Source organism: Lacicoccus kunmingensis DSM 17847 (genome assembly GCF_059568765.1).
In genome coordinates this window covers 93,140-119,608 of the sequence record NZ_JCANUC010000002.1, presented here as the reverse complement: position 1 = coordinate 119,608, position 26,469 = coordinate 93,140, and the positions used below count along the sequence as shown (strand labels likewise).

Annotated in this window: 41 protein-coding genes; 40 read left to right on the top strand and 1 reads right to left on the bottom strand. The window is 41.7% G+C overall.

Annotated elements, in window-relative coordinates; genetic code table 11:
• Nucleotides 1–39 precede the first annotated feature (39 nt).
• The 25 genes from BO48_RS03085 (at nucleotide 40) to BO48_RS02965 (ending at nucleotide 11,975) form a co-directional block, all read left to right on the top strand.
• On the top strand, nucleotides 40–1,998 hold the full coding sequence (locus BO48_RS03085) for a hypothetical protein (RefSeq protein WP_496365976.1): 1,959 nt from the start codon (nucleotides 40–42) through the stop codon (nucleotides 1,996–1,998).
• A 1-nt stretch (nucleotide 1,999) separates the two neighbouring features.
• Nucleotides 2,000–2,146 carry a hypothetical protein gene (locus tag BO48_RS03080; RefSeq protein WP_496365975.1) on the top strand — a complete coding sequence of 49 codons (147 nt, stop codon included), beginning with the start codon at nucleotides 2,000–2,002 and terminating at the stop codon, nucleotides 2,144–2,146.
• A 4-nt stretch (nucleotides 2,147–2,150) separates the two neighbouring features.
• Nucleotides 2,151–2,363, top strand: a complete 213-nt coding sequence (locus BO48_RS03075; RefSeq protein WP_496365974.1) for a helix-turn-helix domain-containing protein — start codon at nucleotides 2,151–2,153, stop codon at nucleotides 2,361–2,363.
• A 2-nt stretch (nucleotides 2,364–2,365) separates the two neighbouring features.
• On the top strand, nucleotides 2,366–3,292 hold the full coding sequence (locus BO48_RS03070; RefSeq protein ID WP_496365973.1) for a recombinase RecT: 927 nt from the start codon (nucleotides 2,366–2,368) through the stop codon (nucleotides 3,290–3,292).
• Nucleotides 3,293–3,994 carry an MBL fold metallo-hydrolase gene (locus BO48_RS03065; protein WP_496365972.1) on the top strand — a complete coding sequence of 234 codons (702 nt, stop codon included), beginning with the start codon at nucleotides 3,293–3,295 and terminating at the stop codon, nucleotides 3,992–3,994.
• A 6-nt stretch (nucleotides 3,995–4,000) separates the two neighbouring features.
• Nucleotides 4,001–4,513: a hypothetical protein gene (locus BO48_RS03060; RefSeq protein ID WP_496365971.1), complete on the top strand. Its 513-nt coding sequence runs from the start codon at nucleotides 4,001–4,003 to the stop codon at nucleotides 4,511–4,513.
• On the top strand, nucleotides 4,510–4,746 hold the full coding sequence (locus BO48_RS03055; RefSeq protein WP_496365970.1) for a hypothetical protein: 237 nt from the start codon (nucleotides 4,510–4,512) through the stop codon (nucleotides 4,744–4,746). Before BO48_RS03060 ends, BO48_RS03055 begins: the two co-directional genes overlap by 4 nt.
• Nucleotides 4,747–4,941, top strand: a complete 195-nt coding sequence (locus BO48_RS03050) for a hypothetical protein (protein WP_496365969.1) — start codon at nucleotides 4,747–4,749, stop codon at nucleotides 4,939–4,941. It abuts the gene before it with no gap.
• Between the two features lie 4 nt (nucleotides 4,942–4,945).
• Nucleotides 4,946–5,107: a hypothetical protein gene (locus tag BO48_RS03045; RefSeq protein ID WP_496365968.1), complete on the top strand. Its 162-nt coding sequence runs from the start codon at nucleotides 4,946–4,948 to the stop codon at nucleotides 5,105–5,107.
• On the top strand, nucleotides 5,104–5,235 hold the full coding sequence (locus BO48_RS03040; RefSeq protein ID WP_496365967.1) for a hypothetical protein: 132 nt from the start codon (nucleotides 5,104–5,106) through the stop codon (nucleotides 5,233–5,235). Before BO48_RS03045 ends, BO48_RS03040 begins: the two co-directional genes overlap by 4 nt.
• A gap of 107 nt (nucleotides 5,236–5,342) precedes the next feature.
• Nucleotides 5,343–6,074, top strand: a complete 732-nt coding sequence (locus BO48_RS03035) for a hypothetical protein (RefSeq protein ID WP_496365966.1) — start codon at nucleotides 5,343–5,345, stop codon at nucleotides 6,072–6,074.
• Between the two features lie 21 nt (nucleotides 6,075–6,095).
• Nucleotides 6,096–6,575, top strand: coding sequence for a single-stranded DNA-binding protein (gene ssb, locus BO48_RS03030; protein WP_496365965.1), 480 nt, complete (start codon nucleotides 6,096–6,098; stop codon nucleotides 6,573–6,575).
• A 33-nt stretch (nucleotides 6,576–6,608) separates the two neighbouring features.
• Nucleotides 6,609–7,373 carry a DnaD domain-containing protein gene (locus BO48_RS03025; RefSeq protein WP_496365964.1) on the top strand — a complete coding sequence of 255 codons (765 nt, stop codon included), beginning with the start codon at nucleotides 6,609–6,611 and terminating at the stop codon, nucleotides 7,371–7,373.
• Between the two features lie 15 nt (nucleotides 7,374–7,388).
• Nucleotides 7,389–8,183 carry an ATP-binding protein gene (locus BO48_RS03020; protein WP_496365963.1) on the top strand — a complete coding sequence of 265 codons (795 nt, stop codon included), beginning with the start codon at nucleotides 7,389–7,391 and terminating at the stop codon, nucleotides 8,181–8,183.
• Complete coding sequence (locus BO48_RS03015; RefSeq protein WP_496365962.1) at nucleotides 8,180–8,404, top strand: hypothetical protein; 225 nt, start codon at nucleotides 8,180–8,182, stop codon at nucleotides 8,402–8,404. The genes BO48_RS03020 and BO48_RS03015 overlap by 4 nt, the downstream gene beginning before the upstream one ends.
• On the top strand, nucleotides 8,401–8,916 hold the full coding sequence (locus BO48_RS03010) for a dUTP diphosphatase (RefSeq protein WP_496365961.1): 516 nt from the start codon (nucleotides 8,401–8,403) through the stop codon (nucleotides 8,914–8,916). The genes BO48_RS03015 and BO48_RS03010 overlap by 4 nt, the downstream gene beginning before the upstream one ends.
• 46 nt (nucleotides 8,917–8,962) lie before the next feature.
• Nucleotides 8,963–9,226, top strand: a complete 264-nt coding sequence (locus BO48_RS03005; RefSeq protein ID WP_496365960.1) for a hypothetical protein — start codon at nucleotides 8,963–8,965, stop codon at nucleotides 9,224–9,226.
• A 1-nt stretch (nucleotide 9,227) separates the two neighbouring features.
• The gene (locus BO48_RS03000) at nucleotides 9,228–9,491 is read left to right on the top strand and encodes a hypothetical protein (RefSeq protein ID WP_496365959.1); all 264 of its coding nucleotides are present in this window, start codon (nucleotides 9,228–9,230) and stop codon (nucleotides 9,489–9,491) included.
• A complete protein-coding gene (locus BO48_RS02995; protein WP_496365958.1) occupies nucleotides 9,492–9,653 on the top strand; it encodes a hypothetical protein in 162 nt (53 codons plus the stop codon).
• 75 nt (nucleotides 9,654–9,728) lie between these two features.
• Complete coding sequence (locus BO48_RS02990) at nucleotides 9,729–9,983, top strand: hypothetical protein (protein WP_496365957.1); 255 nt, start codon at nucleotides 9,729–9,731, stop codon at nucleotides 9,981–9,983.
• A 41-nt stretch (nucleotides 9,984–10,024) separates the two neighbouring features.
• Nucleotides 10,025–10,447, top strand: coding sequence for a DUF1064 domain-containing protein (locus BO48_RS02985; protein WP_496365956.1), 423 nt, complete (start codon nucleotides 10,025–10,027; stop codon nucleotides 10,445–10,447).
• Nucleotides 10,448–10,637: 190 nt separating this feature from the next.
• Entirely contained in the window at nucleotides 10,638–10,898 is a 261-nt protein-coding gene (locus tag BO48_RS02980) for a hypothetical protein (protein ID WP_496365955.1), read from the top strand.
• 11 nt (nucleotides 10,899–10,909) lie between these two features.
• Nucleotides 10,910–11,134, top strand: a complete 225-nt coding sequence (locus BO48_RS02975) for a hypothetical protein (RefSeq protein ID WP_496365954.1) — start codon at nucleotides 10,910–10,912, stop codon at nucleotides 11,132–11,134.
• Nucleotides 11,134–11,526, top strand: a complete 393-nt coding sequence (locus tag BO48_RS02970) for a hypothetical protein (RefSeq protein WP_496365953.1) — start codon at nucleotides 11,134–11,136, stop codon at nucleotides 11,524–11,526. Before BO48_RS02975 ends, BO48_RS02970 begins: the two co-directional genes overlap by 1 nt.
• A gap of 17 nt (nucleotides 11,527–11,543) precedes the next feature.
• A complete protein-coding gene (locus BO48_RS02965) occupies nucleotides 11,544–11,975 on the top strand; it encodes a hypothetical protein (RefSeq protein WP_496365952.1) in 432 nt (143 codons plus the stop codon).
• Nucleotides 11,976–12,065: 90 nt separating this feature from the next.
• On the opposite strand, the gene BO48_RS02960 is transcribed toward BO48_RS02965, so the two are convergent.
• Complete coding sequence (locus BO48_RS02960) at nucleotides 12,066–12,674, bottom strand: hypothetical protein (RefSeq protein ID WP_496365951.1); 609 nt, start codon at nucleotides 12,672–12,674, stop codon at nucleotides 12,066–12,068.
• 386 nt (nucleotides 12,675–13,060) lie between these two features.
• On the opposite strand from BO48_RS02960, the gene BO48_RS02955 reads away from it, so the two are divergent.
• The 15 genes from BO48_RS02955 (at nucleotide 13,061) to BO48_RS02885 (ending at nucleotide 26,459) form a co-directional block, all read left to right on the top strand.
• Nucleotides 13,061–13,396 carry an HNH endonuclease gene (locus BO48_RS02955; protein ID WP_496365950.1) on the top strand — a complete coding sequence of 112 codons (336 nt, stop codon included), beginning with the start codon at nucleotides 13,061–13,063 and terminating at the stop codon, nucleotides 13,394–13,396.
• Between the two features lie 136 nt (nucleotides 13,397–13,532).
• Complete coding sequence (locus BO48_RS02950) at nucleotides 13,533–13,868, top strand: P27 family phage terminase small subunit (RefSeq protein ID WP_496365949.1); 336 nt, start codon at nucleotides 13,533–13,535, stop codon at nucleotides 13,866–13,868.
• The gene (locus BO48_RS02945; protein ID WP_496365948.1) at nucleotides 13,865–15,550 is read left to right on the top strand and encodes a terminase TerL endonuclease subunit; all 1,686 of its coding nucleotides are present in this window, start codon (nucleotides 13,865–13,867) and stop codon (nucleotides 15,548–15,550) included. The genes BO48_RS02950 and BO48_RS02945 overlap by 4 nt, the downstream gene beginning before the upstream one ends.
• Before the next feature lie 26 nt (nucleotides 15,551–15,576).
• Nucleotides 15,577–16,749, top strand: a complete 1,173-nt coding sequence (locus BO48_RS02940; RefSeq protein WP_496365946.1) for a phage portal protein — start codon at nucleotides 15,577–15,579, stop codon at nucleotides 16,747–16,749.
• Nucleotides 16,746–17,501 carry a head maturation protease, ClpP-related gene (locus BO48_RS02935; protein ID WP_496365944.1) on the top strand — a complete coding sequence of 252 codons (756 nt, stop codon included), beginning with the start codon at nucleotides 16,746–16,748 and terminating at the stop codon, nucleotides 17,499–17,501. The genes BO48_RS02940 and BO48_RS02935 overlap by 4 nt, the downstream gene beginning before the upstream one ends.
• A 26-nt stretch (nucleotides 17,502–17,527) precedes the next feature.
• Nucleotides 17,528–18,709 (top strand): phage major capsid protein, encoded by a 1,182-nt coding sequence (locus tag BO48_RS02930; RefSeq protein ID WP_496365943.1) that lies wholly within the window; start codon nucleotides 17,528–17,530, stop codon nucleotides 18,707–18,709.
• A 49-nt stretch (nucleotides 18,710–18,758) separates the two neighbouring features.
• The gene (locus tag BO48_RS02925) at nucleotides 18,759–19,076 is read left to right on the top strand and encodes a hypothetical protein (protein WP_496365942.1); all 318 of its coding nucleotides are present in this window, start codon (nucleotides 18,759–18,761) and stop codon (nucleotides 19,074–19,076) included.
• 145 nt (nucleotides 19,077–19,221) lie between these two features.
• A complete protein-coding gene (locus tag BO48_RS02920) occupies nucleotides 19,222–19,401 on the top strand; it encodes a hypothetical protein (protein WP_496365941.1) in 180 nt (59 codons plus the stop codon).
• Nucleotides 19,364–19,741, top strand: a complete 378-nt coding sequence (locus BO48_RS02915) for a hypothetical protein (RefSeq protein WP_496365940.1) — start codon at nucleotides 19,364–19,366, stop codon at nucleotides 19,739–19,741. Before BO48_RS02920 ends, BO48_RS02915 begins: the two co-directional genes overlap by 38 nt.
• The gene (locus BO48_RS02910) at nucleotides 19,731–20,126 is read left to right on the top strand and encodes a hypothetical protein (RefSeq protein ID WP_496365939.1); all 396 of its coding nucleotides are present in this window, start codon (nucleotides 19,731–19,733) and stop codon (nucleotides 20,124–20,126) included. Before BO48_RS02915 ends, BO48_RS02910 begins: the two co-directional genes overlap by 11 nt.
• Nucleotides 20,123–20,524 carry a DUF3168 domain-containing protein gene (locus BO48_RS02905; protein WP_496365938.1) on the top strand — a complete coding sequence of 134 codons (402 nt, stop codon included), beginning with the start codon at nucleotides 20,123–20,125 and terminating at the stop codon, nucleotides 20,522–20,524. The genes BO48_RS02910 and BO48_RS02905 overlap by 4 nt, the downstream gene beginning before the upstream one ends.
• A 13-nt stretch (nucleotides 20,525–20,537) precedes the next feature.
• Complete coding sequence (locus tag BO48_RS02900; protein WP_496365937.1) at nucleotides 20,538–21,119, top strand: major tail protein; 582 nt, start codon at nucleotides 20,538–20,540, stop codon at nucleotides 21,117–21,119.
• A gap of 60 nt (nucleotides 21,120–21,179) precedes the next feature.
• Nucleotides 21,180–21,428: a hypothetical protein gene (locus tag BO48_RS02895; RefSeq protein WP_496365936.1), complete on the top strand. Its 249-nt coding sequence runs from the start codon at nucleotides 21,180–21,182 to the stop codon at nucleotides 21,426–21,428.
• Nucleotides 21,429–21,459: 31 nt separating this feature from the next.
• Nucleotides 21,460–21,837: a hypothetical protein gene (locus BO48_RS02890; protein ID WP_496365934.1), complete on the top strand. Its 378-nt coding sequence runs from the start codon at nucleotides 21,460–21,462 to the stop codon at nucleotides 21,835–21,837.
• A 194-nt stretch (nucleotides 21,838–22,031) separates the two neighbouring features.
• Nucleotides 22,032–26,459 (top strand): tape measure protein, encoded by a 4,428-nt coding sequence (locus tag BO48_RS02885; RefSeq protein ID WP_496365933.1) that lies wholly within the window; start codon nucleotides 22,032–22,034, stop codon nucleotides 26,457–26,459.
• The last annotated feature ends 10 nt before the right edge of the window (nucleotides 26,460–26,469 follow it).

The following is a 26,469-nucleotide window of genomic DNA, read 5'->3' as shown; positions in this document are numbered from 1 at the left end:
ATCACAACTAAAATATATCACATTAAAGGAGATTGGAAAATGCGACTACGATTACTGACACTCAAAATCAAAGACTTTGCAGGCATTAAGGACGAGTCATTCGACTTCAACGGCAAGGATGCGAAAATCTACGGCGACAATGCGACTGGCAAGACGACCACAGCCGTTGCGCTGAACTGGTTGCTATTTGATAAAGGCTTGCAAGACCAAAAAATAGATATCGTTCCGAAAAATGAAAATAACGATCATATCCACGAAAAAGTACCGACGGTTGAAGCGAGTTTTGATTATAACGGCAATGACTTAACACTCAAAAGAGAGTCACATCCGAACTATGAAAAGGTCGAGGGTTCAACGAAAAAGCACTATAAAAACTCACGTACCACCAAACAATATATCGACGACGTACCATTCCCGATTACGAAATATAAAACTGAAATTGGCAAGATGATTGATGAAGAAGTGTTTAAGTTAGTGACCAATCCCGACGCATTCCCGAAATTACACTGGCAGGACAAACGCAAGATGTTATTTGAAATTGCCGGCGATGTATCGGATGAGCAAGTGGTTGAGAGCAGTAAAGAGCTGGAGCCATTAATGGACTTCATTCATCGACACACCGTGGACGACCAAATGAAAATTACGAATGAGAAATTGAAGAAGGCGAAAGAAGACCTGGAGCACATTCCGGTCAAGATAAACACACTCAACGATCAATTACCAGATGAAGACTTCTCGGGCGATATTGACCAACTCGAAATCACCATCGACGGACAAGAAAAGGAAATTGAAAATCTTAACAATAAGAAAGTTGAACTGCAGAACTGCGGTTCAGTCATCGAAATCAAGCGTCAAATATCTGATAAGCAGTTCGAACTGGACAACCTCAAAAGAGATTTAGAATCCGGCACGCAAGATAAAGTGAACGGATTAGAACGTGAAATCTCGTCACTGGAAGCGGACATGGACATATACGGCGGTCAAATCAAACGTATCAATAGCGAAATTGAGACCCTGTCCGCTCGTAAGGACAGTCTTCTTGAAGAGTACAAAGAAATCACTAAGGAACGTGACAAAGTCGAAATGCAGACGTTTAACGCAGACGTTGAGGACACGTGTCCGTCGTGCGGTCAGTCACTCCAGGAGCACAAGGTTGAAGAAGCGAAAGCACATGCGGAAAAGCAGTTCAACAAAGATAAATCAGTAAAACTGGAAAACTATGAAACCCAACTGAATCAGACGATTAAAAGTGGCAAAGACTTAGCGGCAGCCATTGAATCCAACAAAGAGAAACGCAACGACATTGACATGAAAGTGGACGAGGTCGAAAGACAACTGAAACAGAAAACGACGCAACTCCACAAACATAAAGGCAATACAGTTTCTGCTGAAAACAACGACCAGTACAAGACACTTCAAAAAGAAATTGAACAGCTGGAATCGAAGTTAAGAAACGAACGTGAGGTTGAGTCAGAAGCGGTGAATAAGGTGGCTGAGGACATCATGCACGAACAGAAAGTGTTGAGGGATGCACAGGGCATCTTGTCCGATTACAAGTCGTCTGAGCGCATCAGGACATCAATTGAAGAGCTACACAAGGAGGAAGAGGCGCTGCTGGACACGATAGAGGACTTGAAGCATCAAAAGTATCTGCTCGATCAGTTCACAAAGACGAAGGTCAATCTAATTACTGACAAGGTCAATCAGATGTTCGAGCTTGCGAGATTTAAATTGTTCCATACGCAAGTCAATGGCGACATCAAGGAAACGTGTGAGGTCATGGTCAACGGCGTGACTTACGACGGTGGTCTGAATAACGCAATGAGAATTAACGCAGGCATCGACATCACAAACACCTTATCAAAGTATTACGGCATTGAGTTATTCATGTTCGTGGATAACTCTGAAGCAGTGACGGAACTGAAAGAATCGGAATCACAGCAGATACAACTCATTGTGAGTGAGCCGGATAAAAAATTAAGAATGGAGACTGAATAATATGCTAGGAATTTTTAAAAAATCAGACAAGACATTTAAAAGAGTTGCAACTGCCAAAAACGAAAAGGAAGCGAAAGAGAAGTTGAAGACCATTAAAGAGAACAATCCAGATGATCGTTACGTCATTGATAAGTTGAACTGGAAGTGATGATATGACCTATTTGAAGTTCAGAGCACTCATTTATGGCAGAGGATTAAGTATTAAAGATGTTCATGAGGGCACCGGGCTTTCAAGGACAACTATATCGAACCTAGCAAATGGATATTCCAAAGGAATTGAATTTGACACGTTACAAAAATTAGTAGATTTTTTCCAATGCGAAATTACAGAAATTATAGATATTAAACCAAAGGAGACTGAATAAAAATGACCGAACAAAATCAAACGCAATTACAAAAGGTAGAAAGCCAGTTACTCGCAGAAAAAAATGTATCGGACAGTGTATTGAATAAGGTTAAAGTGTTGGAATCTCAAGGTAATCTCGAACTGCCGAAAGATTATTCTGCATCCAACGCAATGAAGCAGGCATGGTTAAAAATCAGTCAGGATAACAAATTGATGAATACCTCAGATGCGAGCAAGGCGAATGCTCTGCTTGACATGGTCACACAAGGACTCAATCCGGCGAAGAATCAAGCGTATTTCATTCCATACGGAAATAGCATGCAATTACAACGTAGCTATCACGGTAACGTGATGATGCTGAAAAGGGATGCAGGGGCATCAAATGTCGTGAGCCAAGTCATCTATAAGGACGATGATTTCTCTTATGACATCGACGAGAACGGCTCAATTGTCAATCCAAAGCACAAGCAGAAATTTGGCAGTGTGAACAAGGACAATATTGTTGGCGCATACGCAACGATAGTATTCGAAGATAAGGCGAATCACGTTGAAGTGATGACCATTGAACAGATTGAGCAAGCATGGATGCAGTCATCAATGATTAAGGATAGAGAAGCGCTAAAGCGTTCTAAAACACACAACAATTTTAAAGAAGAAATGGCTAAAAAGACGGTGATCAATCGTGCTTCTAAACGTTATATCAATACTTCAACTGATGAAGGCTTACTGAAGTTCGCACAGGAAGCGGACAACAGACAGCGTAAAGAGGTGTTTGATGCAGAGGTGGACGAGAATCAAGCGACAGAAGCACTCGACTTTGATGAACCAATGGATGCGGAATTTAAAGATGTGGAACCTGAACCAGTGCCGGAGCACGACAAAGAAACTGGAGAAGTCAAAGAGCAAAAACAAGCGTCGTTTGATGACGAAGAAGAGAATCCATTTTAAATGGAAATCCAAACCATCGGCAGTGGCTCGTCCGGAAACTGTTACAAAATTTCGGACGGGATCACTACCATTCTTCTTGAATCCGGTATTCAGTTCGAAAAGGTACAACAGGCACTTAATTTTAAAACTAGGCAGGTTAAAGCGGTTCTGATTACTCATGAGCATGGAGACCATTCGCAGTACACTGCACAGTATTTAAAAGCGGGTCTCAACTGTTATATGACAAACGGCACAAAGGAAGCACTCAAAATCCATCACCACAGACTGAAAACATTCAATTACATGGATGAAATCAAGATTGGCACATTAACCATCAAGCCGTTTGAGACACAGCACGATGTGGCGGAGCCGTGTGGTTTCCTCATACGCAGTGACAACGGTAGTAAGCTACTGTTTGCAACGGACACGTACTACATTCGTTATCGTTTTAAAGGACTCTCTCACATGATGTTAGAGGTCAATCATGATTACGACTACATGATGGAGCGGGTCGAAAACGGAGTGCTACACAGGGCATTGGCAAACCGAATCATGAAGTCCCACTTGAACTTAGAGAACGCCATTAAGTATTTACAGGCAAGCGACTTATCGAAACTGAAAGAAATCACACTGATCCATTTATCGAAAGACAATGCCAAAGCAAATGAATTCAAAGAAAAAATACAAGAAGTAACGGGCGTGCCTGTGAGGATAGCGAGGTGATAATCATTGGCGAGAAAACGAAAGATTTATAGCTGCTATAAAAATAATGAGTTTTTAGTCACAGGCAATACAGATGAAATTGCGGAATATCTGGGGTTGTCGTCAAATCGGGTCAGTCGGTACATTCATGGCGCTTCAAAGGATTACGACATTGTACATGTTGCCACGGACTATCCAGTATACGCCTTATACCGACAAGAACGTTTTATCGATAGTGGGTCAATACCCCAACTGGCTGAAATACTGGACGTTAAAGAAGAGACTTTACGTTTTTATTCTGCACCATCATCCAAGAGAAGAAGTGATATATCAATAGTGAAATTGGAGGACGAGACAGTGAGAGTGAGACACACACTAAATGATAAGTACGCACCAACGCCGACAGATACTAAGTATGATCCTGAGCTAAAAGAGGTCATAACGATTAATAAACCTGTTAAGAAAGTGGAGTGGAAACCGCAGCCGTATACAAGGATGTTGTTTGACCACATGTTTACTAAATGGAGTGTGAAGTCATGAAACGTTGCGAGGAGTGTCAGGAACTTAAATCTGCCTTGCCATTCCTGTTTGAATACCATGACGATGATTTACACCCGATAGAAGAACGGCGCACGTGTGAGGTGTGCTGGCGACGTTTAAAGGAGCGATTAAAAATCATATCGCATGGCCCGATGGTCAAACGGAATAAAGTGAGATATGAACGTGTGACAGTAGTTGGAAAACCGAATAAATATCAGATGGAGTTGTTTTAGATGAAACCTACAAACAGCCTGCTGCAAGGCGAACTGAGATTGATCCATCCACCGTGCCACATCACCTATTATAAGCCGATACGCAACAAGAAATTCATCCAGACACTGGCACGGCTGGCGCAGAGTAAGTTTCCGACTTATACAGTCAGAACCATTGAATTTAAAGATAGATATATTTTAAAAGTGGAGGAATGAACGTATGGATAAAGTCTATTTAGTGATAATTGATTACAACGTTGTATTGGAAACGACAGATGAAGGCTGGGCGTTAGATTTCTTCAACGAACGTTCTGAAGAATATAAAGGCATAAACATAAGCGTAAGACTGTATGAAGCGACTGAAAGGAGTAGTGGGAAATGACCCGATTCTTATTGATGGTAGCAGTACTCATATCATTCTTCTATCTCGTCGTCTTCCAAGATGAATATTTACAGTTTATTGCATTGTGTTTTGTAGTGCTTACACTCGATAGATTGGGACGTGATTAAATGACCTTACTCATTACATTGATAACAATTTTAGCAGTCGTCTGGACGATTGTTGGTGTGATTTTCGGAGTATCAGAGCTTATGAATATGTGTAGGAGGCGATAGGTATGGATGGAATCACACTGTCAATATTTTTTGGAACGGCTCTGGGAGTTGTTGGAGCGTGGATACTAATTGCAATAACAGAAAGTAAACTCTGGAAAAATTGGATATCTAAATTAGATTTATATATAAAATACACCTTCGAACCCAAATCCGAAATCGACCGTGAAATTGCAGACGAAGAAAAGGAAATCAAGTTTTTAACCGAGCAGAAAGCCAAAATTGACCGCTTAGAGCATCTGAAACGTAAAAAGGATAGATTGTATCAGGAAGTTAATGACGAGACGCACACAGTGGCTGTTGACCCTATGCCACACATGAAGACTCTCAAAGACAAATTTAATAAAGAGTACGAAGATGAAATGTTCGCACTATCAAAGTCGGATGACCCTGAAATTAGGAAGAAGGCAATTGCAGAATTGAAGAAGAGTAATCACTTCTTAGGTTCGATGATGGAATTGGACAATGATAGACGAGAACGGTTGGATAAGGAATTGAAAGAGCGCAGAGAGTATTGGGAGCAAGCATACAACAAGGCTGTAAAAGAAGTGTCAGATGCCAGAGATTTAGTCAGCACTCTACAAGTGGATAAGGTGAACATCGAAAACTTAAAAGCAGACGAATGGTACAGGTGCAAACAGTGTGGCAGTACGAAAGTGTCGAGCGGTGTTAAATACGACGACACAGGTATTGAAAGAATTACCGTATGTAGCGAATGCAGAGCAGTAATTAAATAAAAACATGGAGGAATATTTTAAATGATAAACCGAGTTGTATTGGTCGGTCGCTTAACCCGCGATCCCGACTTAAGAGTGAGTCAGAACGATGTATCAGTGACGAGTTTCAATGTTGCGGTCAATCGACCGTTCGGCAATAAAGATGGCGAACAGCAGGTGGATTTCATCAACGTGGTGTGCTTCAGAAAGACAGCTGAAGCAGTTAATCAGTACTTGAGTAAAGGAAAGTTGTGCGGGATTGATGGCAGATTGCAGACGCGGAATTATGAGAACAAAGAAGGTCAACGTGTATATGTGACTGAAGTTGTTGCTGATAGTGTTCAGTTTTTAGAGCCAAAAGGCAGTAATCAGGGGCAGTCGAATAATAATTATCAGAGTAATAACTACGGTCCGACACCCGGACAGGCTCGAGGACAGAATAATCAGCAGCAGAAGGTCGAGGAGAATCCATTTCAGGGGAGCGGGCCGGTGGATGTCGGGGATGATGATTTGCCTTTCTAAATGATGCCGACCAGTTGAATGTGAGGTGATTATATGGCTGGTTGGATTAGCTTATACAGAAGCATCGAAGATCATTGGACCTTTAAAGAGAAAAGGAAATTTTCAAAGTTTGAAGCATGGATTGATTTGCTTCTAATGGTCAATCATAAAGACAAAAAGATATTGCTAGGTAACGAACTTGTAACTGTCAAAAGAGGTCAAAAAATAACCAGTATCCGGCAGTTATGTGAGCGTTGGTCATGGTCCAACAACAAAGTAAAAAACTTTTTAAAATTATTGGAGAGCGACGGAATGTTGACCGCAAAAAGCGACACCAAAAAAACCGTTGTAACCATTGTCAACTATGACTTATACCAAAATGAAGATTTGCAAAAGCGACACAAAAGCACCGCCAATGCATCACGAATGCATCACGAAAGCGACGCGAGTGCATCACGAATGCATACAAACAATAATGACAATAATGACAATAATGCTAATAACGACAATAAGGGACAATCTGACTTGCGAGAAGTCATCTCATTTTACGAAAACAACGGCTATGGAACGATCGGTCAGTCGTCGGTTGAAGAATTGGATGGTTGGTATCAAGAGGGATTCGAAAAGGATGCAATTATTAAAGCATTACAAATTGGTGTGGATAGCAATAAAAGGACGGTCGGTTATGTGAGAGGCATCATCCGAAATTGGCGGAACAAAAACACTAAAAAATTATCGGATATAAATGCAATGGAGAATCAAAGGGATAACGAAAAAGAATCATTCCCCGGTCAATCACAGTATCAAGATTTATTTTAGAAGGGAGTTATTTACATGAAAGGCATCGGAGACTTCATGGATGATAATAGAAAATTCACGACACAAGTGATTCATCTGACAAATGACGATGGATCTGCGCAGAAATGCGATGTGTGTCAAAGGGAATTAAAGCAAGTCATTACCACTTACGAAGATGGCACCGAAAAAATCAGGGACGCCGGATGTATTTGCGAACAAACGAAATTGATTAATGCAAAGCAAAGAGAAATTAACGCCAAAACGTTTGATAATCGATCACTGATTTATGGTGACTACAGAGAAAAGACATTGGATGAATACCAGGCGGAATCAAATGCACAAAAACACGCACTCAACGTAGCGAGACATTACATCAATGATTTCGAGGCTCACTTAAAGAAAGGGCAAAACATTTTATTTCAAGGCACATACGGAACGGGGAAGACGCATCTCGCCGCTGCCATTAGAAAATCGATCGCAGATGAACACTACAAAGTTCTGTTTATGTCCGTGCCGGACTATATCGACAAAATCAAGCAAGAGTTCAGCGATAAGAATCAAAGGCACCCAATATCTAAAATGGCAAGGGACGCAGACTTGCTTGTACTCGATGATGTCGGCGCAAACAGGATGACTGAGTTTGAAGTATCAGAACTATTTAGGCTTGTGGATTCCAGGCGTGGCAAATGCACCATCTATACAACGAATTACAACAGCAAAGACTTTACTAAGTCACCGGAATTGGCCCGTGTGTTCAGTCGTATGACAGAGAACACGATGATTGTTGCAATCAGTGGCGAAGATTACAGAAGAAGGAGCATGACAATATGAAAACCCTAGACGATATCAAACTCATTATCTACCCAAAAACACCACACCAGGTCATGTACGACAAACTCATGGACGACTTACCAATTATCCGTGAGGACATTGAAGCGCTGGACATGTTCAACGATTCATATATTGACATGCTGATGGCTTCTGGGCAGACAAACGTAAGAATGAAAATGCTTGAAGCAATGACGAGAAACGGAATGGAGGACACAAAATGAAAACACTAATAACAGCTGCAGACATTGAATATCTGCTGACACAACAGGAAAAGTTGGATAAAAACATCAGAGAGAAGAAAGGCATCAGTCAAAATGAATGGCTTGATATGGACGACAAGCATTACATCGCTCTATCCGTGGAAAAAGCAGAATTTATCAATGAATGCCATGACCTGGACAATTGGAAGTATTGGAAATCGAAACCTGTAGACCGTGAAAAGATTATTGATGAAGCGATTGATGTCATTCACTTTGTAATGTTGATAGTGAATAAAATGAATACAGCAGAAGATTTACATGAAGAGCTAGTGTCTTTAGACGGAATGATGTCAGGAAGTCAATTGACGGATTTAGCAATCAAGAATTACTTGAAATTGGTGAATGATTTACCTTTCACGATGTACACGACATTGAGAATACTCGATCACTACAGCTTCACTTCAAAAGATATTATCGACGCATACAACCGTAAGAATAAGATCAATTTTGAACGTATGGCGGGAAACTACTAAACGCCAACCGCAACATGCACATATACAATTATTGGGGAGTGGTTAGATGATTTATGAATATAAAGACGAAATTTTAGATGATATAGGCCCTGAACCGAATAGCATCGCTCAAAAGGATTCAGATAATTATTATAATAAAATAAACGAATTAAATGAAGTCTACGCCAAAGCAAAAGCGTATGATGAAATAGAACAAGTCATCGACGAAAATACTGGTTTAGGAGAAGGTGACGAAGATTTAGTTAATTACGAAAATTTATTAGATGAAATAGAAATCATTACGAATGACGTCGAAAGCGAGGTGAATTAGAGTGAGTTATAAATATGAGGACAGCGTGAAAATTCTTGTCAATAATAACGCACCGCTTTCGGACAAACTTATGGAAGAACTCAATGAAGTCTACGCCAAATCTAAGGCGTGGGATGAATTTATAAAGCGTACGCTGATGATGATTGATGAATTACCCAGAGATTTTCAAGACAGCAACAAACAGATAGAGTTTCATAAGAAAGCACTATTCGTAATGAATCAATGCTATCGGGCGGTAACACATGTCGAAAGCGAGGTGGAGTGAATGACAGACTATGAAATAGCAGAGTTTTTAGAGGATAACGGAATGAATCTCGACACTGACTACTTAGAGGCTATAAGAACCATTTACAATAAAGGATTTTCGGAAGGTCATGATGTAGGGCTTAGAAGAGGTTTGAAAGAAGTTTACAAGGAGGCGGAGTGAATGAACTCTATGCTGGATGGGCACTTAAAAGAAACGCTGCACGGATTATTGAATTGTAATTGCAAAGGTAATTGTTTGCTAAAATCTTTACATGTCACTGAAATATATAGCGATACAGCGATCATTGATGTCGAACCATTCGATGATGCGTTCAATCAAAATCAAATAGAAGAAACCATAGACAAAATCAAGCGTACGTTGTTGAGGAGGAAGAAAGCGATACACAAAGTTTTGGGCGTGGAAGAACTCACAGTAACTGTGTACGACGAATGGACGATGAAAGATGCTTTTGTCGTGAATTTCACGTCTCATAGCATACAGCAATCTTAAGGGGCTGATTAAATGAACCGCAAAGAAAAAGGTGATGACCATTGACCAAATACGGAGCAAAGAAGAAAGTCGTCGACGGCATTAAATTCGACTCGACCGCCGAAGCCGAATACTACGAACATCTGCTGGTTAAACAAAGAGCCGGCTACATCACAGAAATAGAGTTACAGCCGGTTCTCAATCTACATCCAGGATTCGACTACTACGGCAAGCGCCGCCGCAAGATGGATTACCGACTCGACTTTAGAGTGAAGTATCACGACGGTCATGAGGTATACATCGACATCAAAGGCATGGCGACACCGGACGCAAAGATGAAACGTAAGCTGGCTGAATACATCCACCAGGATAAATTGATCGTATGGCTGTGTAAGAACATAAAACACGGTGATAAATACGGTTGGATTGAATATGACGAGTTGCAGAAGAAACGACGAGCGCAAAAGAGAAAGGCTCGCGCATAGTCCTAGAAATGCACAGGATTGATTGTGAGAGGCATTAACATCATTTAGGTGTTATGTATCATAAAAGTTAAAACGTTTGAACTACAGGGCAATTTAAAAGGAATGGAGTGAGAGAATGAACGCTATGTTGAATGGACACTTACAAAATACTTTGCATGGCATACTCAATTGTCAGTGTAAAAAGAATTGCTTGTTGAAATCATTGTATGTCGATGAAATATATAATGATTGTGCATTTATTACAGTCGAACCATTCGATGGCGCATTCAACCCAAACGATGTTGAGGGCACGATTAATAGAATTAAACGAATGTTGTTAAAACGTAATAAGAAGATATATAAGACATTAAAAGTGTCGCGGTTATCAGTGACTGTTTATGACGAATGGACGATGAAAGACTCATTTGTCGTAGACTTTCATGCACATGATATTACATCATCTGTTAATTAGGAGTTGTTTAAATGAAAAACAATCAAGTCACCATTACTGAAGAAAGGTACATGAAGCTGATGCAAGCAGAAATAAAATATATTAATCTCGGTCACCTTATCGAGTTGGGTATGCAAACGAATCAAGCATTCGTCGAAGATAGAGTCGTTGCCGAAAGCGTGGAGTATAGCATTGACGAGGACGCACTGACGGAACACATGAAAGTATATAAACAATTCATAAAGGAGAATTATTAATGACTACAGAAAACAAAATGAGAAACATTAGAGAATCAGAAAAGCTTATTGTAAAGACATTTGGTGTGGACCACGACAAGGTATTGTTCAACACATTCAACATTACGGACAAACACTTAACTTTTAGTCTCGAATGGACAGAGACGGGCGCAGTGATGCAAGCCACAATAACAAACAAGGCAGTCAAGCCGAAGTTCACCATCGACATTGAAGACAAAGACTTCATCAACGACCAGATAGAGCGACTCTTTTACATGAGGGATGAACTCTTCCTCGAAGATGAAGAGAAGGTCAACGACGAGATATTTGAAGGGCAAGAGTATGATCCGGCGCGTGGTTATGTGGAAGCGGATGGAGACGCTCAAGAGCAGATGATGTTAGAAGATAAGTAATATAAGGGGTGGCGCAATTGTATTTGATAAACGACATCAGGCAAATCATAAACGATTATCATTGGAAGAAGCGACTCATACAATCACAGGTGTATGAGTCGGACAGTACAAGCACAGCTCAATACGGCATAGAGTCTGCGATGCCTAAAGGACAGGGTCAGACCGGAGATAAGGTGTCATCCATAATCATGCGCAATGACAATGAACGGCGTAAACTGGAGAAGTTGATTCATGAAGTGTCATTTATCGATACACATGAGACCCATATCAACAGCGATAAAAACTACCACATATTACAATTGCTCAAGCAAGGGGAGAATAAGCAACGTATTAAAGTGCTTCTCAACATCAGCAACCGCAACCTGTATGAGCGAATCGACCAGATTGTCATTATACTGTTCAATTCTCAGCCCGGTACAAAAGAGAAACATGAGAAGAAAGAGACGTAAGAGACATAAGAGAAAGAAGGAACGCTATTTCTTTTTTTACATCGATTCGGATTATAATGACTTTGCAAAGAAAAAAAGACCGTTGCACTATTAAGTGTCACGGTCTTTGTTACGCCTTGCAGTTTCTTCATTATGGTAATGACCAGCTACAGTAGTTATAAATTCCAAACCTGTAGGGTCAGTAATGATCTGAATAGTAGTGTAAGTTGCTAATCCAATACCGAGAGCATAGTAAATGACTGTAGGGGAGTATTCAAATAATTTGTCACGAATTTCATACCATACAGATTCTTGATCTTCGCTCAGATCATCACTAACTTCAGCGGTAGCGACATTGACATAAAGTTGCCTGGTCATCATCTCGTTCAAAATAGATTCGTTATAAAAGGCGAGCGACTCCTGCATTTCTTGGATAGCCGAGATATTCATTGCTTTAAGTGCACTTTCGAATTGAGGGATGGCAAGAGAGGACATATCAAATCGTGGAGCGATTCTATCAAAAAACTCTTGGTTGATGAACATCTTTTCTCTTACGCTCTCGCTCAAGGTTGAATTTAATCTCATTTGTTCTCTCGCAGGCTTTAGACTCATGTCGATTTGCTGCGCCGCTTGTTGCAAAGGGCTGAGGTTCACAGTCATCTCTTTAGCTACATTGGCGAGTGTGTTGGAGTAGCTAGCTGCTGCCGCCACATCTGCCATGCTATTGCCAAAGTAGTTGAAGTTATTGACGTTGTTAAAGTAACTAGAAATATTATCACCTCACTTTAAGAATAGTTAATTCTATTATACACAACATGTTATCCATTCGTTAAAGTTTTGGAATAAAGGTGGTGAGGATTACATGCATAACTTGTTAACTCTATATGAGAGAAGGGAGCAGTGATCCAGCCATGTATCTAAATACTCATACGGCTACATCTAATTAGGCAGACGGCATAAGCTGTTTGCCTTTTTGCATTTCCAGAATCACAAACCAGATAACCAAAACCGTAAAGCAGATTGGCGAAACCAAAAGTCTTAACCGGAATTGTCGAACTGAATTAGTAAAACCAAATCCATAAAGCAAAGGCAGGCGATTAACTTGAATGGTAGTCACTGAAGATGAACGCAGAACATTCTATAACTCTATGAAGTGGCGACGGATGAGAGATTACATTAGAAGAAGAGACAACTATGAATGTCAGTGGTGCAAGAAGAAAGGTTTATTAACTATTGATACTGGTGCACTCAATCGTAACGGCAGGAAAAGGAACGCTCTGATTGTGCATCACATAGAAGAGTTAACAGACAGACCTGAGCTTAGACTCGCGCCGGACAACTTAGTTTTAATTTGTTTTAGATGTCACGAACAACATCACGAACGCTGGATAGAAAATAACAAACCGAAGAAAAATAAATGGAGCCATGATGAGATGTGGTAAAAGAAAGGACAGACCCCCGGCTCAAACCGAATTGCTTTTATATTTCGGATGGGGAACCGGTGGAGGGGAATCAACTCTCCAAATTTACTATAGAAAACTCTCATGTAGGGGGTCGAAAAGGAAGGGGGGGTGTTAAGTGGCGATTGCATTAAAACATATCAGAGAATATTACATGGAACGCATCGACGAAAATAATTATTCAGTCGTGGAAAACGTACATCGATATGTGCAACTCGTTCAGATGTATAGAAAGATGCAAACGATATTAAGAAAAGAAGAATACACGGTTACTGTTAAGAATGGGCAGCAAGAGTTCACGAAGGCACACCCTCTTATCAATGATCTAAAAAACATCAACGCACAACTGATTAATCTAAAGAAAGAAATAGACCGTCACGTCAAAGAACACGAAAGATATCGCATCAAAGAAGAGTCGCATCCCGAAATATCGAATAGTGATTTATTAGAATGAAACCTGAGAAAAGCACTAAACAGATTAATCATTACGTGACGGATTACATTCAATACTGCAATAGAAATAAAAAGATAATCAATCTGGACCGCTTCAAATTATTCAAGCATTTGGACAATACCATATTCAAAAAAGTAAAGTCTGGTGAGCTGTATTTCGATGATGATCAGATTGAACAATGCATCACTTTCATCGAGCGTTGGCACTTTAAATTACGGCCGTTTCAAAAGTTCTTAATCGCATTTATATTTTTATATCATAAGAAAAATGGTCGTGCCTATTATAAAGAGTTTCTTTGGGTGATGGGGCGCGGTGCTGGTAAGAACGGTTTGATATCTGGTATCGCACACTATCTCATTTCCGGCTTGCACGGCGTGGATAATTATCACGGCACAGTTGTCGCGAACAGCGAGAAGCAGGCGAAAACGAGCTACAACGACATTCACAACACAATCAATAATGACCGTTCCAAAAAGTTAAGACAGCTATTTCCGTCAACCAAAACAGAAACACTGTCAAAATCAACCAGTGCAATATTTGACTTTGCCACCTCCAATCCGAACACGAAAGACGGGGGCCGGCAAGGTTTTTTAGTATTTGATGAAATACACCAATATGAAACGTCTGAACTGATCAACGTGTTCCGCTCCGGGCTGGGTAAAGTCCGAGATGGAAGAACATTTTATATCGGTACAGAAGGTTATGTGCGCGATGGCTATATGGACATGCAAAAGAGTATTGCCGAATCGATACTCGACGGCGAACATCCAGAATCAAAACTATTCCCGTTCATCTGTAAAATTGATGAACGCGAAGAATATGAGAACCCGGACTTGTGGCCGAAATCCAATCCGATGCTCGAGCCGCCGCATAGTGAATATGCTGAAATATTACTTGAAGAAATCCATGAAGAGTTCATGAAGTTGCAATATGACCCTTCGGGAATGATTGAGTTCATTACCAAACGGATGAACCTACCTGAAGAAGACCCGACAGCGACGGTAACCAGTTTTGATAACATCATGAAGGCCAATCGACCAATGCCTTTATTAAACAATCGAACAGCAATCGTCGGCGTCGACTATGCGAATACGACAGACTTCGCAGCGGTCGGCTTTTTATTTAGGATTGATAACGATTATGTATGGCACTCTCATCAGTTCGCACGTAAAGGGTTCCTGGACAAAGTGAAGTTGAAACCACCAATTAAAGAGTGGGAGAAAGACGGTCTGTTAACGATTGTAGACCGGCCGACAATTGACCCTGAACTACTTGTCGAGTGGGTCCAGAAAGAAATGAAGCAGCTCAATATCCGAGTGCACAAGGTCATGATAGACCGATTTCGATACGACATTACAAGAAAGGCATTTGAAGATGCTGCATTTGAATTAGAGCCACTCAACTATATGCCGTCCGTACATGCTCAAATGTCCCCGCGCATTGAATTGATATTTAATAATCATCAAGTCATCTGGGGCGATAATCCGCTGATGCGGTGGAATACACAAAATACCGCGGTCAAGATTAAGAAGGATGGCAACAAAGAATACATCAAGAAGGACCCCATCCGCAGAAAAACAGACGGCTTTCACGCATTCTTACATGCATTATTCAAAAGTGATGAAATCGTTCAAAAGGATATCAAAAAGTCAATGGATGCATTGGACAGGATGCTTGGATAGTTTTATTGAAAGGAGTGATGAACAGTGTGAAGATTTTAGATTTTTTTAAAACTGGCGAAAAGAAAATGCGAATGGGCGATATGGTCCTTATTGAAACAACAAACAGAGTGTATTTAAAACGACTCGCGCTCAATATCTGTATCAATTATATCGCAAGGACCATTGCAAACAGTGAGTTCAGAGTCATGAATGACAAACGTGTTAATAGAGATACGCTCTATCACAAGTTAAATGTCCGTCCGAATACCGACTCCAGCGCATCGGACTTTTGGCAGCGATTCGTTTATAAACTCATTCATGAAAATGAAGTATTGGTCATCAAAACTGATACAGAGGATTTAGTCATTGCCGATTCTTTCAATCGCGAAACATATGCATTATACGAAGACGTCTTCACTGATGTGATGATTGAGGATTACACCTATCAACGCAGTTTCGCGATGGGCGATGTTCTATATCTCAATTACAACAATGAACGACTCTCGTCATTTATTGATGAACTGTACAGCGATTACGGCAAGTTGTTCGGGCAGATGCTCGAAAACAGTATGCGCTTCAACCAGTTCCGCGGTGTATTTAAATTTAAAGATGGCGGGACAGCTGATGACGAAACATTCAACAGACAACAAAAACAAGTGAGCAGATTACGCGAGATATTCGAAAATAACTCAGTCGCACTTGCTCCTTTGAGTGAAGGTATCGAGTTGGAAAACTTAACAAATTCAAGCGCTCAACGTGATGAATCCATTAATAATTTAGTGAAGTTAAAACGGGATTTAATCGATGATGTGGCTAAAATTCTTGGGATTCCAGTAAATCTTATACACGGTGACACCGCAGACCTGCAAAACACGATGGAGGCATACATTAATTTTTGTATCAATCCATTATCGAAAATGATTTCGGATGAATTGAACGCGAAACTTTTTGAAGTACATGAGTACCTCAACGGTCAGCATATTACGATTTATGGTATTAACCGCATTGATCCGTTAAGGAATGCGACTGCCGGAGACAAGCTTGTTTCAAGTGGTGTTTACAGCCGAAATGAGGTTCGTGAGAAGTTCGGGGATGAAAGGGTGGATGATCCTGAAATGGATAAGTTCCTGATAACTCGAAACTATCAGCATGCAGATGAAGATGATGAAACAGACGAAGCGAACTTAATTGATTACGATGAAGGAGGTGAGAATGAATGACGAAACGGAAACTCATTGAAAATGGCTTAAAGTACAAATTCAAAAATGAAACGACAGAAGATGAACATATTCTCACACTTTCAGGATTTGTCGGAGAGCCGGATATTTTTGACATGATTATGGGCGTTGATACTATCAACCCTCAATCTGTCGCTGAAGCGCTCGACGATGTAGACCGACCCATAAGAGTCAGATTAAATTCAGGTGGCGGCGATGTATTCGCTGGCATTGAAATTTATAACTATCTGAAAAACCACCCGTCGAACATCACAATTGAAGTGACAGCACTTGCAGCAAGCGCCGCATCCATCATAATGATGGCTGGCGATAAAGTGATTATGGACACTGGTTCATCAATGATGATTCACCAGGCTTCCACGCTGGCATGGGGTGATAAAACAGAAATCAGAAAAGCGCTCAATGCACTCGATACTATCGATGGTTCGCTTGTTGATATTTACAACGAACGTTCAGGCATTGACAAGACAGAGCTTGATGAGCTACTAACTGGTGAAACGTGGTTTACAGCAGATGAAGCAGTTGATAAAGGTTTTGCGGATGAGAAATCGAGCAAGCAAGCGGAAGTGGAAGAACCGGAAGAGGGCGAACCTGTCACAGCATCAGTTAACGTAAACATTACTGATATGGAAGAGTTCAAAGAAATGATGTCCACAATGCAAAACGAGATTAAATCAATAAAAAATAATATAGAACCCCAAAAACAAGAGCCGAAGAAAAGGCTCTATTTTTAATTCAAAAATAAGGAGAGTATAAAAATATGGTAATTAAATTCAAGGACGATCTTCACAAAAAAGTGGAAGCAAAACGCGCAGAATACTACGAAGCAGTTAAAGAGGGTGCAGAGCCTGAAGTGGTTGAAAATCTACACGGTGAATACATGACGGCTTACTCTGAAACTCTTAAAGAGGATATCATGGATCAGGCACGCCGTGAAGCACAGAATGGTACAGACGACACGAATATTGCAATTGCGCGTGGCAGAAACGTACTAACAAACAAAGAGCGTAAGTTCTTTAATGAAATGGTAGACCCGAACACTGAAACATATAAAGAAGAAAAGATTTTACCCGAAACAATCATTGAACGCGTCTTTGATGACATCGTTCAAGCGCGTCCATTACTTGCGAGAATCAATTTCCAGTTATCCGGTTTAAATACTCGACTGGTGCTTGCTGACCCGTCCGGTCAGGCTGTATGGGGTGAGATTTTCGGTAGAATTCAAGGTCAAATCGATGCAGACTTCAAAGTGGTTAACTTCTCTCAAAACAAATTGACAGCTTTCGCATTAGTACCGAAAGACTTAATTGAGTTCGGCCCGGAATGGGTGGAACGTTTTGTTAGAGCACAACTGTCTGAAGCGATTGGTATTCGACTTGAAGCAGGGATTGTAAATGGTGGTGGTTCAGCGGTTAACCAACCAATCGGTATGACGAAAGATTACGACTTGGAAGCAGGTACGGTGACAGATAAAACGTCACTCGGTTCATTAACTTTCGCCGATTCAAAAACAACAGCGCACGAATTGGCTCACGTTATGACAAACCTTTCTACAAAAGAGAACGGTAAACCAACAAACATTGCAGGTACTGTGTCTCTTGTTGTCAATCCACAAGATCAGTTCCTTGTACAAGCACAACACACTATGCAAACACAGAATGGCGCATGGGTAACCTCGCTACCATTTAACATCAATGTCGTTGCATCTGAAGGTGTTCCGGCAAGTAAGGTCGTTGCGCTGGCTGGTAACCGTTATGAAGCGGTACACACTGGTAATGTAACGATTAAGAAATACGACCAGACATTTGCAATGGAAGACATGGACTTATTTATTACGAAGCACTTTGCGCACGGTATGCCGGTGGATAACAAAGCTTCAGCGGTGTACGACTTGAACATTGCGCCACTTGGTGGCATTGAAGAACCAGTTCCAGAAGTATAGGGCACTCGAAAGAGTGTCTTTTTATTTTAAATTAAAGGAGGAATTATAGATGGCTGAAAAAACTTATGAACGCAGAGTGTTAAAACCATTCAAAGGCTTAAAAGAGAAAAATAAGGTGTTTGTCAAAGGTGATAAATTCACAGGCGCACAAGACAGAGTGAATGAACTTGTCGAAAAAGGATATTTATCCGGAAAAGAAATCAAAACGATGAAAGAGAAAAAAAGTGAAGTGCAAGAAAAAGGATTGAATGAACAATCATTCGAGCAGTTAAAGAAAATGGCGGATGACAAAGGTCTTGTCGTTAACGGCACTGGAAAAGACGGCGCCATTAAAAAGGTTGACTATATCGAAGCGTTAAAAAAGTAGGTGATGACCAATGGAAATCACAGATGATATTGTAAAAGAATTCAAACTCAGTCGTAACATTTATTATTCTCATAAAGACAAAGATATTAAAAGACTCATGAAAAACTCTTATATTTTTTTATCAAGAAAATGTGGAGAGTTTCCAATGGATGAAGAAAACGAAGGCAAAGAGCTGGTGTTCAATCGTACTCGATATGACATGAACGATGCTCTCGAGTATTTCGATGAAAACTTTATGAGTATGGTGATGAACTTTTCAAATAGAAATTTAAAGGAGTTGACACCTGATGAGGACTCCGACGAACAGACATTATCAGAGGCCTGAAACCACATCCGGCGACCTCAACACACCTGTTACATTTTATGTAGAAGGTGGCGGTGGTTGGGGTCCCGGTGGCGACACAGAAAAAGAACAACTCTATTTCTGTATGGCTGAACATTATGAGGGCAGCATTAAAGACTATGAAGTGGTCAATACTGAAAACGCTGAATTTGTGGTTACGATCTTGATTCCGCACCCCCGAGAAGATTACATTCCGGAATATAAACACTGGTTCGAACTTGAGGATATTATGTACACCGGTAAGACTTTCAACATCCAAAGCATTGCACCGGCCAAACAAAAAGGCCTTTTAAAGTTAGTGGGTGTGGCTTATGGGAGTTAAAGTGACTGGTGTCAAAGAGATGATGGTCGAAATCGAACAAAGAATCGGTAAAGAGATTGCGGAGAATCGCGCTCGAAAAGGCATGCAGGAAGGCGCAAAAATCGTCTATAAAAACATGCAACAATCTATGATGAGCTTTCGGGACACAGGCGCGACATTAGATGAAATGAAGATTTCAAACGTTGAAACGACCACAGGCACATTAAAACTTTATATTTATTGGAAAGGTCCGAAGGATCGTTTCAGGATTATTCATCTGAACGAAAAAGGCTATACACGGAACGGGAAACGCTACACGCCTAGAGGCCACGGCGCCATTGCCCGTGCTTTAAGACAATCACAAACAGCATACTTTAGAGCGGTCGAAAAGGAGTTGTCGCGATGAACTTTTGGGAACAGCTACTCACGGCATTTTCACAGTCGGATGAAGTATTAGAGTTGATTGATAACCCACAAACACAAATGAATGCTTACGTTGAACCACATGACACCAGCGGGCCATTTATCATCGTGACACCCTTAGAGCCACCAGCGCTTGAATCGGGTATGAGTAACACGTTTGTGGCTGAATCTCAGCACTATCAAATTGATGTGCAAGCGTACACGTTTGATGATGTTACAGCACTCTATAAAGCAGTACGAAAAGTAATGATGCAAGAATTTAATATGTACCCACAGAATGGCGGGCTTGATGAATGGTTTGAGGAAACTCAACGGTTTGTTCAGTCCGTCAATTTCATTGGTACACCGCAACATTTGAACTATAAAAAATCAGTAATATAGGAGGAATTTATATATGGCAACAACAGTAGGATTTGACCAGGTTGAAGTCGGCGTATTTGATGCAGCAGGCGAAACGATCACTGACACATTTGTATGGAGAGATGAAAAGGGCGGTACAGTCGATTTAACGATTACCGGGCTTGAAAAAGAGGTTGTGCGTGTGGAAGCTTCAAACGGCGTCGTATGGCAGTCGAAAAAAGGTACTGGACAAGTGACATCGACATTTAACACGTTTAACCCACCAAAAGAAGATTTAAATAAAGTACTCGGTAAAAAAGTAGACGGTAAGGCTTCGTGGATGGGTGAGAACACAGACCCGCCATTCGTTGCAATGATTGCAAAATCGGAAGATGCAGACGGCACACCGTTTTACATGGCCCTGCCAAAAGGATTAATGGGCATGAATGAGATTACAGTCAACACAAGAACGCAAGACGGTAGTAACCCACCTTCCAACACAGCATTGACCGGCTCATGGCAGAATACGGAAATCGGCGGTGAACGTGTGGTTTACGGTGACTTTGAAGGTGACGAAGGCTTTGACGAGTGGAGACAATCAGTATTCCCAGGCGCGCCAACAGAGCCGGCAGTATAATTAGGCAGTTTCGACTGCCTTTTTTTATTTGTTTTAAATTAATTTTTAGGAGTGTTCAATGTGGAATTATCCAAAGAAGATTTAAGAGATGTATTTAAAAAGGCGCAAGAGAAAGAAAGTGATTATATTTTTGTTGGAATCGAAGCTGAAGGCGTTCAAGAGATTATCTGTATTCCCAATAAATCATTCGTTGAAAAACTAGCATTTTATGAACGCTCTTACTCAGATGAATTAGTGCACGTTATGAACAAAAATGTATTTATTTATACATGCTCATATGGCAACTCTTCAGAATTAGACCGCATGTAATAAATTTAGAAATTAAAGGAGATACCCAACCATGATAGAAATTAAATTTACCAAAGACGACGACTCAGTTAAAAAGCATTCAAGACCAGACACGACGTTTCAAGAAATGGAAACGTTCAAGGATATGAAAGAGGAAATCGCAAAACTACAAAGGAAAGTCACGACACTCGACCGTAAGGAAATCGCAGACTTTGACTTCCGCGAGAATGAACGGAAACAAGACGAAATCGTGATTGATTACCTGGTCGAATTGTTTAAGCCGTACGACTCATTTACTGCTGAAGAATTTCGAAACGGTATTAAGTCGAAAGATTATCAACGTACTTTAAATGAGATATTCAGACAAATTGATCCGTCGATTCCAGACATCGACGAAGATGATAAAAAAAAGAGAAATCAATCACGTTAAAAGAATGGAAAGAAAATCTCGATAAAATCCGGCAATACTGCGTCAAAGAGTACGGCTGGACACTCAACGAGGTGAACAGTCAGCCGTACGAGCAGGTAATGCGGCTCGTCATCGGTAAGGAAAAAGATAAACAATCCGAAAAAGTGATGAGTGGTGCTGACTTCATAAAATCTTTATAGGAAAGGAGGAAGCACATGGCAGATGTAATCAGAGGATTTAATATAGAGTTAGGCTTAGACACGGCTGGTGTCGATAGAGGGCTGTCCGGTTTAAATCGGACAATGACCCGTGTGAACAGTGAATTTAGCCGTTCACTGTCTGCATTCGACCGTGGCGAGCGGTCCATCGATAGGTACGATACGACTCTGCAAGGTTTAAACTCGAAGATGGAAGTCCAAGAGAAGATTGTCGGCGAGAACAGACGAGCGTATCAAAACTTATCTAAAGAGTACGATACAAACAGAAAAGCACTCGATAAGACGTCCGGCGAACTCACTTCAGCAGAACGTGAAATGGACCGTTTAATGCAATCGACAGATGCGACAGCTGAAGAATTTGTACAAGCAGAAACTGCATTACGTGAAGCGGAAACGGCGTTTGCTGAATTGAATGATGAAGTGACGAAAAATCGCACTGAACTGGATAACGCTGAAGTCTCTTTAAACCGTGCTGAACGTGACTATAATAAACTCGCAAACAGCGTCGAATACTACACTGAAGAAATGAAACAGATGCACATCGAGCAGTCGATAGCTGAATCGAACTGGACAAAGTCTGGTGACGCAGTTATCGGCTTTTCTAATGGTTTGGAACGTGTCAGCGGTGTGGCAACCACAGTGGGTGATTCTCTCACTCGGAATATTACAATGCCGGCTTTAGGTGTTGTTACTGCTGTCGGTGGTATCACTGCGGCGTTCGGCTGGGGCAGACTCGTAGACATCGACACTGCGCAGGCGCAGTTGCGCGGTTTAGGTTACGAGACTGAAGATGTCGAACGAATATCGAATCAACTTACTGATGCCCTTGAGGGCGGCATGCTCACGATGGGCGAAGCGACGACTGCTGCGGCGACCGCGATGGCGGCGGGTGTGGAAGAAGGCGAAGAACTCACGCGATATATTCAGATACTCGACGGTGCGGTGGCCGGCTCAAACGGCACATTCCAGGAGATGGAACAGATCTTCGCGCGAGTCATTGACCAGGGAAATTTAACCCGCAATGAATTCGACATGATTTCTCAACGGATGCCTGGCTTCAGTGCTGCGATTCAAGACAATCTCGGCGTCAGTTCTGAAGCAATGTATGAAATGTTGCGTGACGGCGAAATCACCACTGAACAGTTCTTGGATGTAATGGATGAGTTCGCTGGCGACATGGCGACAGAATATGCGAAATCTTGGGAAGGCATGATGCAAAATACAAAGGCGTATGTCGGTATTTTAGGCCAGTCTTTACTCGAAGGTGTGTTCCAGGAATCTAAGCTATCTGTTGAAGAATTCATTGAGTTACTTAAATCTGATGAGGCACAAGAATGGGCGCGTGAAACTGGCGAAGTATTGCGCGAAACATTCATTCAGGTCAAAGACTCAGTCGAAGATGTCGTCGAATGGTACCAAGAACTCGACGACTGGCAGCAAGAACTGTTATGGAAAGCCGGATTGTTTGCTGTCGCCATCGGACCGGTACTGAGCGTGTTCGGTCGATTGGGCGGCGCACTTGCGACAGTCGGCAAAGGCTTCGGCGGACTACTGAAGGCGATTGGTATTAAAAGTGGCACAGGCAAGGCACTGCTATCGTTTGGCGGTATTGCATCGTCTACCGGTGGTAAGGTCGGCACGGCGGCAGCTGGTACTGGCTTAGTTGGTAAGCTTGGTGGACTGAGTGGCATTCTCGGTGCGTTGGGCGGTCCGGTTGGTATTGCGGCTGCGGCGCTCGGCACAACGCTTGTCGGCGGTTTGATTGTCGCTTACAACAAATCGGAAAGCTTCAAAGCGATTGTGGATGAAATTGTCACCTTGACTGGCGAGGGCTTAGTTAATTCCCTTGAAGCGGCTTGGGAAGGTTTATCTTGGCTAGGTGAGGAAACTGGAAATTTAGTTGACTGGATGGTCGGAGATTTAGAGACGCTGGGCGGCGAAACAGTGACATTTACAGAGTCTGTCGGGCGTGGATGGGACCGCGTTAGTGGATTTATGAGCGATACATGGGATAACACGGTCAATTTCTTTGACGGTTTTTATGAGGAACACATGAAGGGTCAAGAAACCATCGAAGGTTTTTCAGATGTCGTTTCGGAAGAAACGCAAGCGATGATTGAAGATTATGCTGAATTTAGCGAAGAGGCATATGCCTCGCTTGAAGAATTGTGGTCGTCTCAAGATGAACTCACTGCGGAACAAATTGAACAACTCAAAGAAGATTACGACACCATGCATACTGAAGCGAAAGACCGGCTTGAAGAACGTAAAATATCTGAACTTACTCAAACGGCCGAGCGACTGGAAGGCATTAAGACACTTACTGACCAGGACAAAGAAAACATCCTTACTGACCTTGAAACGCATTACAACACTGAGGAAACAATGCTCGATGAGAAGCATCAGCGCATTCAAGACGTCATTGAAAATGAATTCGAGACGAATGGCGAAATCACTGATGAAGGTTATGCAGCGATTCAACGTATTCAAGAGGACCATAATATTGCAACTGCCGACAATTTGTCAGAGTCCGAAATTGAACAAGAAGCGATCATGGGGCGTATTAAAAATAACAATACAGCGATTTCGCAAGAAATGACTTCAGAAATGGTAAAGGATTCTATCGAAGCGAAAGAGCGCACCATTGAAGAAGCAAAAGAAAAGCGCGATAAAACAGTAGAGTGGGCAATCGATCAGTATGAGAATCACGGCACAATTTCAGAGGACCAAAAGAACGCAATCATCACAGGTGCTGAACTTGAATATTCTGAAACAACTCGACTTGCCGAAGATAGACACGATGACGTGTTAGATTGGGCGAGTGAACAAGCGAGAGAACACGGCATCATCGTTGATAGAGAAACCGGTGAAATATTATCGACTTGGGAAGTGTTCAAACGTAATTTTGGCACCATTTTTAGTACTCTTTCAAGTACAGCGTGGACACGGTCAAAAGAAATTGGTCGAAACATCGCGAATGGCGTTATCGATGGCATCAACTGGTTAAGAGAGCAATTTAATAAGATACCTGAAGCGCTCGGAATCTCATTCAGACTGCCACCAATGCGTACTGTTGGAAGTACAAACAGAGGGCACTCACAAGGGCGAGTTGGTCCGGGCGGCAACCAAGCGATCTCACCTTACTCGTCCGGTACAGACTATCACAAGGGTGGTCATGCACTCTTAGGCGATAAAGGACCGGGGAACTCAATCGGCGGCTCGGCTTCAAACACTGCTGAAATCGTTGAATTACCCGACAAAAAACGCTACATGGTGGACGGCAATGTCATTTGGCCGGACTTCCCACAAGGCGCAAAAGTTCAAAGTAATCAGGAGTCAAAAGAAGAGCTGGATAGGCTGTATGCTTACAATCCGGACCTTACATCAGTTGGCTCCGGCATGGACCTACTCATGCCGAACATTTACAGCCCGTCGGTCAGCGGTTCAAACAAAGTCGCTAAGGTGAGTCATTCATTCGGCAGCATGATAGATGACATTTACGAGTATATGGACGATCCCGCTGCTTTGATTAATCGTCTTATCGGCGAATCGTCATTCAGTGGCATTCGAGCCGTAACAGAACTCGGCTCGGGTATGGTCAATAGTCTGTCTTCTGGAATGATTGACAAAGTCAAAGAACTCTTTGAACAGTCATCATCTACCGGCGACGGCTCACATATTTTAGGAAAGCCAATTACGGCGCACTTTGGCAGATACCCGGCAGGTATCAACTTTAATAACGGGATACATTATGGTTTAGATACACATCACGTGTTTGACCCGTTACTCTCTCCAATCAACGGTATTGTTGACCGTGTTTGGAACGACTTCGGCGGTGGTCTGTCAATGCAAGTAAAAGCCGGCCGCGATTACTGGTGGTTTATGCACTTAAGTAATGTCATGAAGTCTGTGGGCGATTCTGTCACAGCCGGAATGCGCATAGCGACCACTGGGAACAGCGGGAATTGGACGACCGGCGCGCACTTGCACACTCAATATATGCCGGGTGCACCGGGGAATTTAAACGCTGAAGACCCGTTGCCAAAATTAAGAAACCTCGGTAGTTATGAGAACGGCGGGCTAATCAATCAGCACGGTTACTTTGAAGGTGCTGAGGGCAATAAACCGGAAATGATATTGCCACTCACGAATAGAAGTCGCTCCATCGAATTGATGATGGAAGCTTTGAGTTATATGGGTGGCGGTCAACAAAGTGGAAATTCAGACAATGTAATTAAGATACTCATTGAGGAAGTTAAATCATTGAAAGAAATTATTAGGCTGTTAGGCACTGAACAGAACAAATTGTCATTGCAATTACTTGAATCATCAAGAGTGATTGAGAAGAAAGAAAATGTTGTATTTATCAAAGATATGATTGATGGCATCAACAAATACAAAGATGATAGAACACTTGCAATTTAAGGAGGGGACA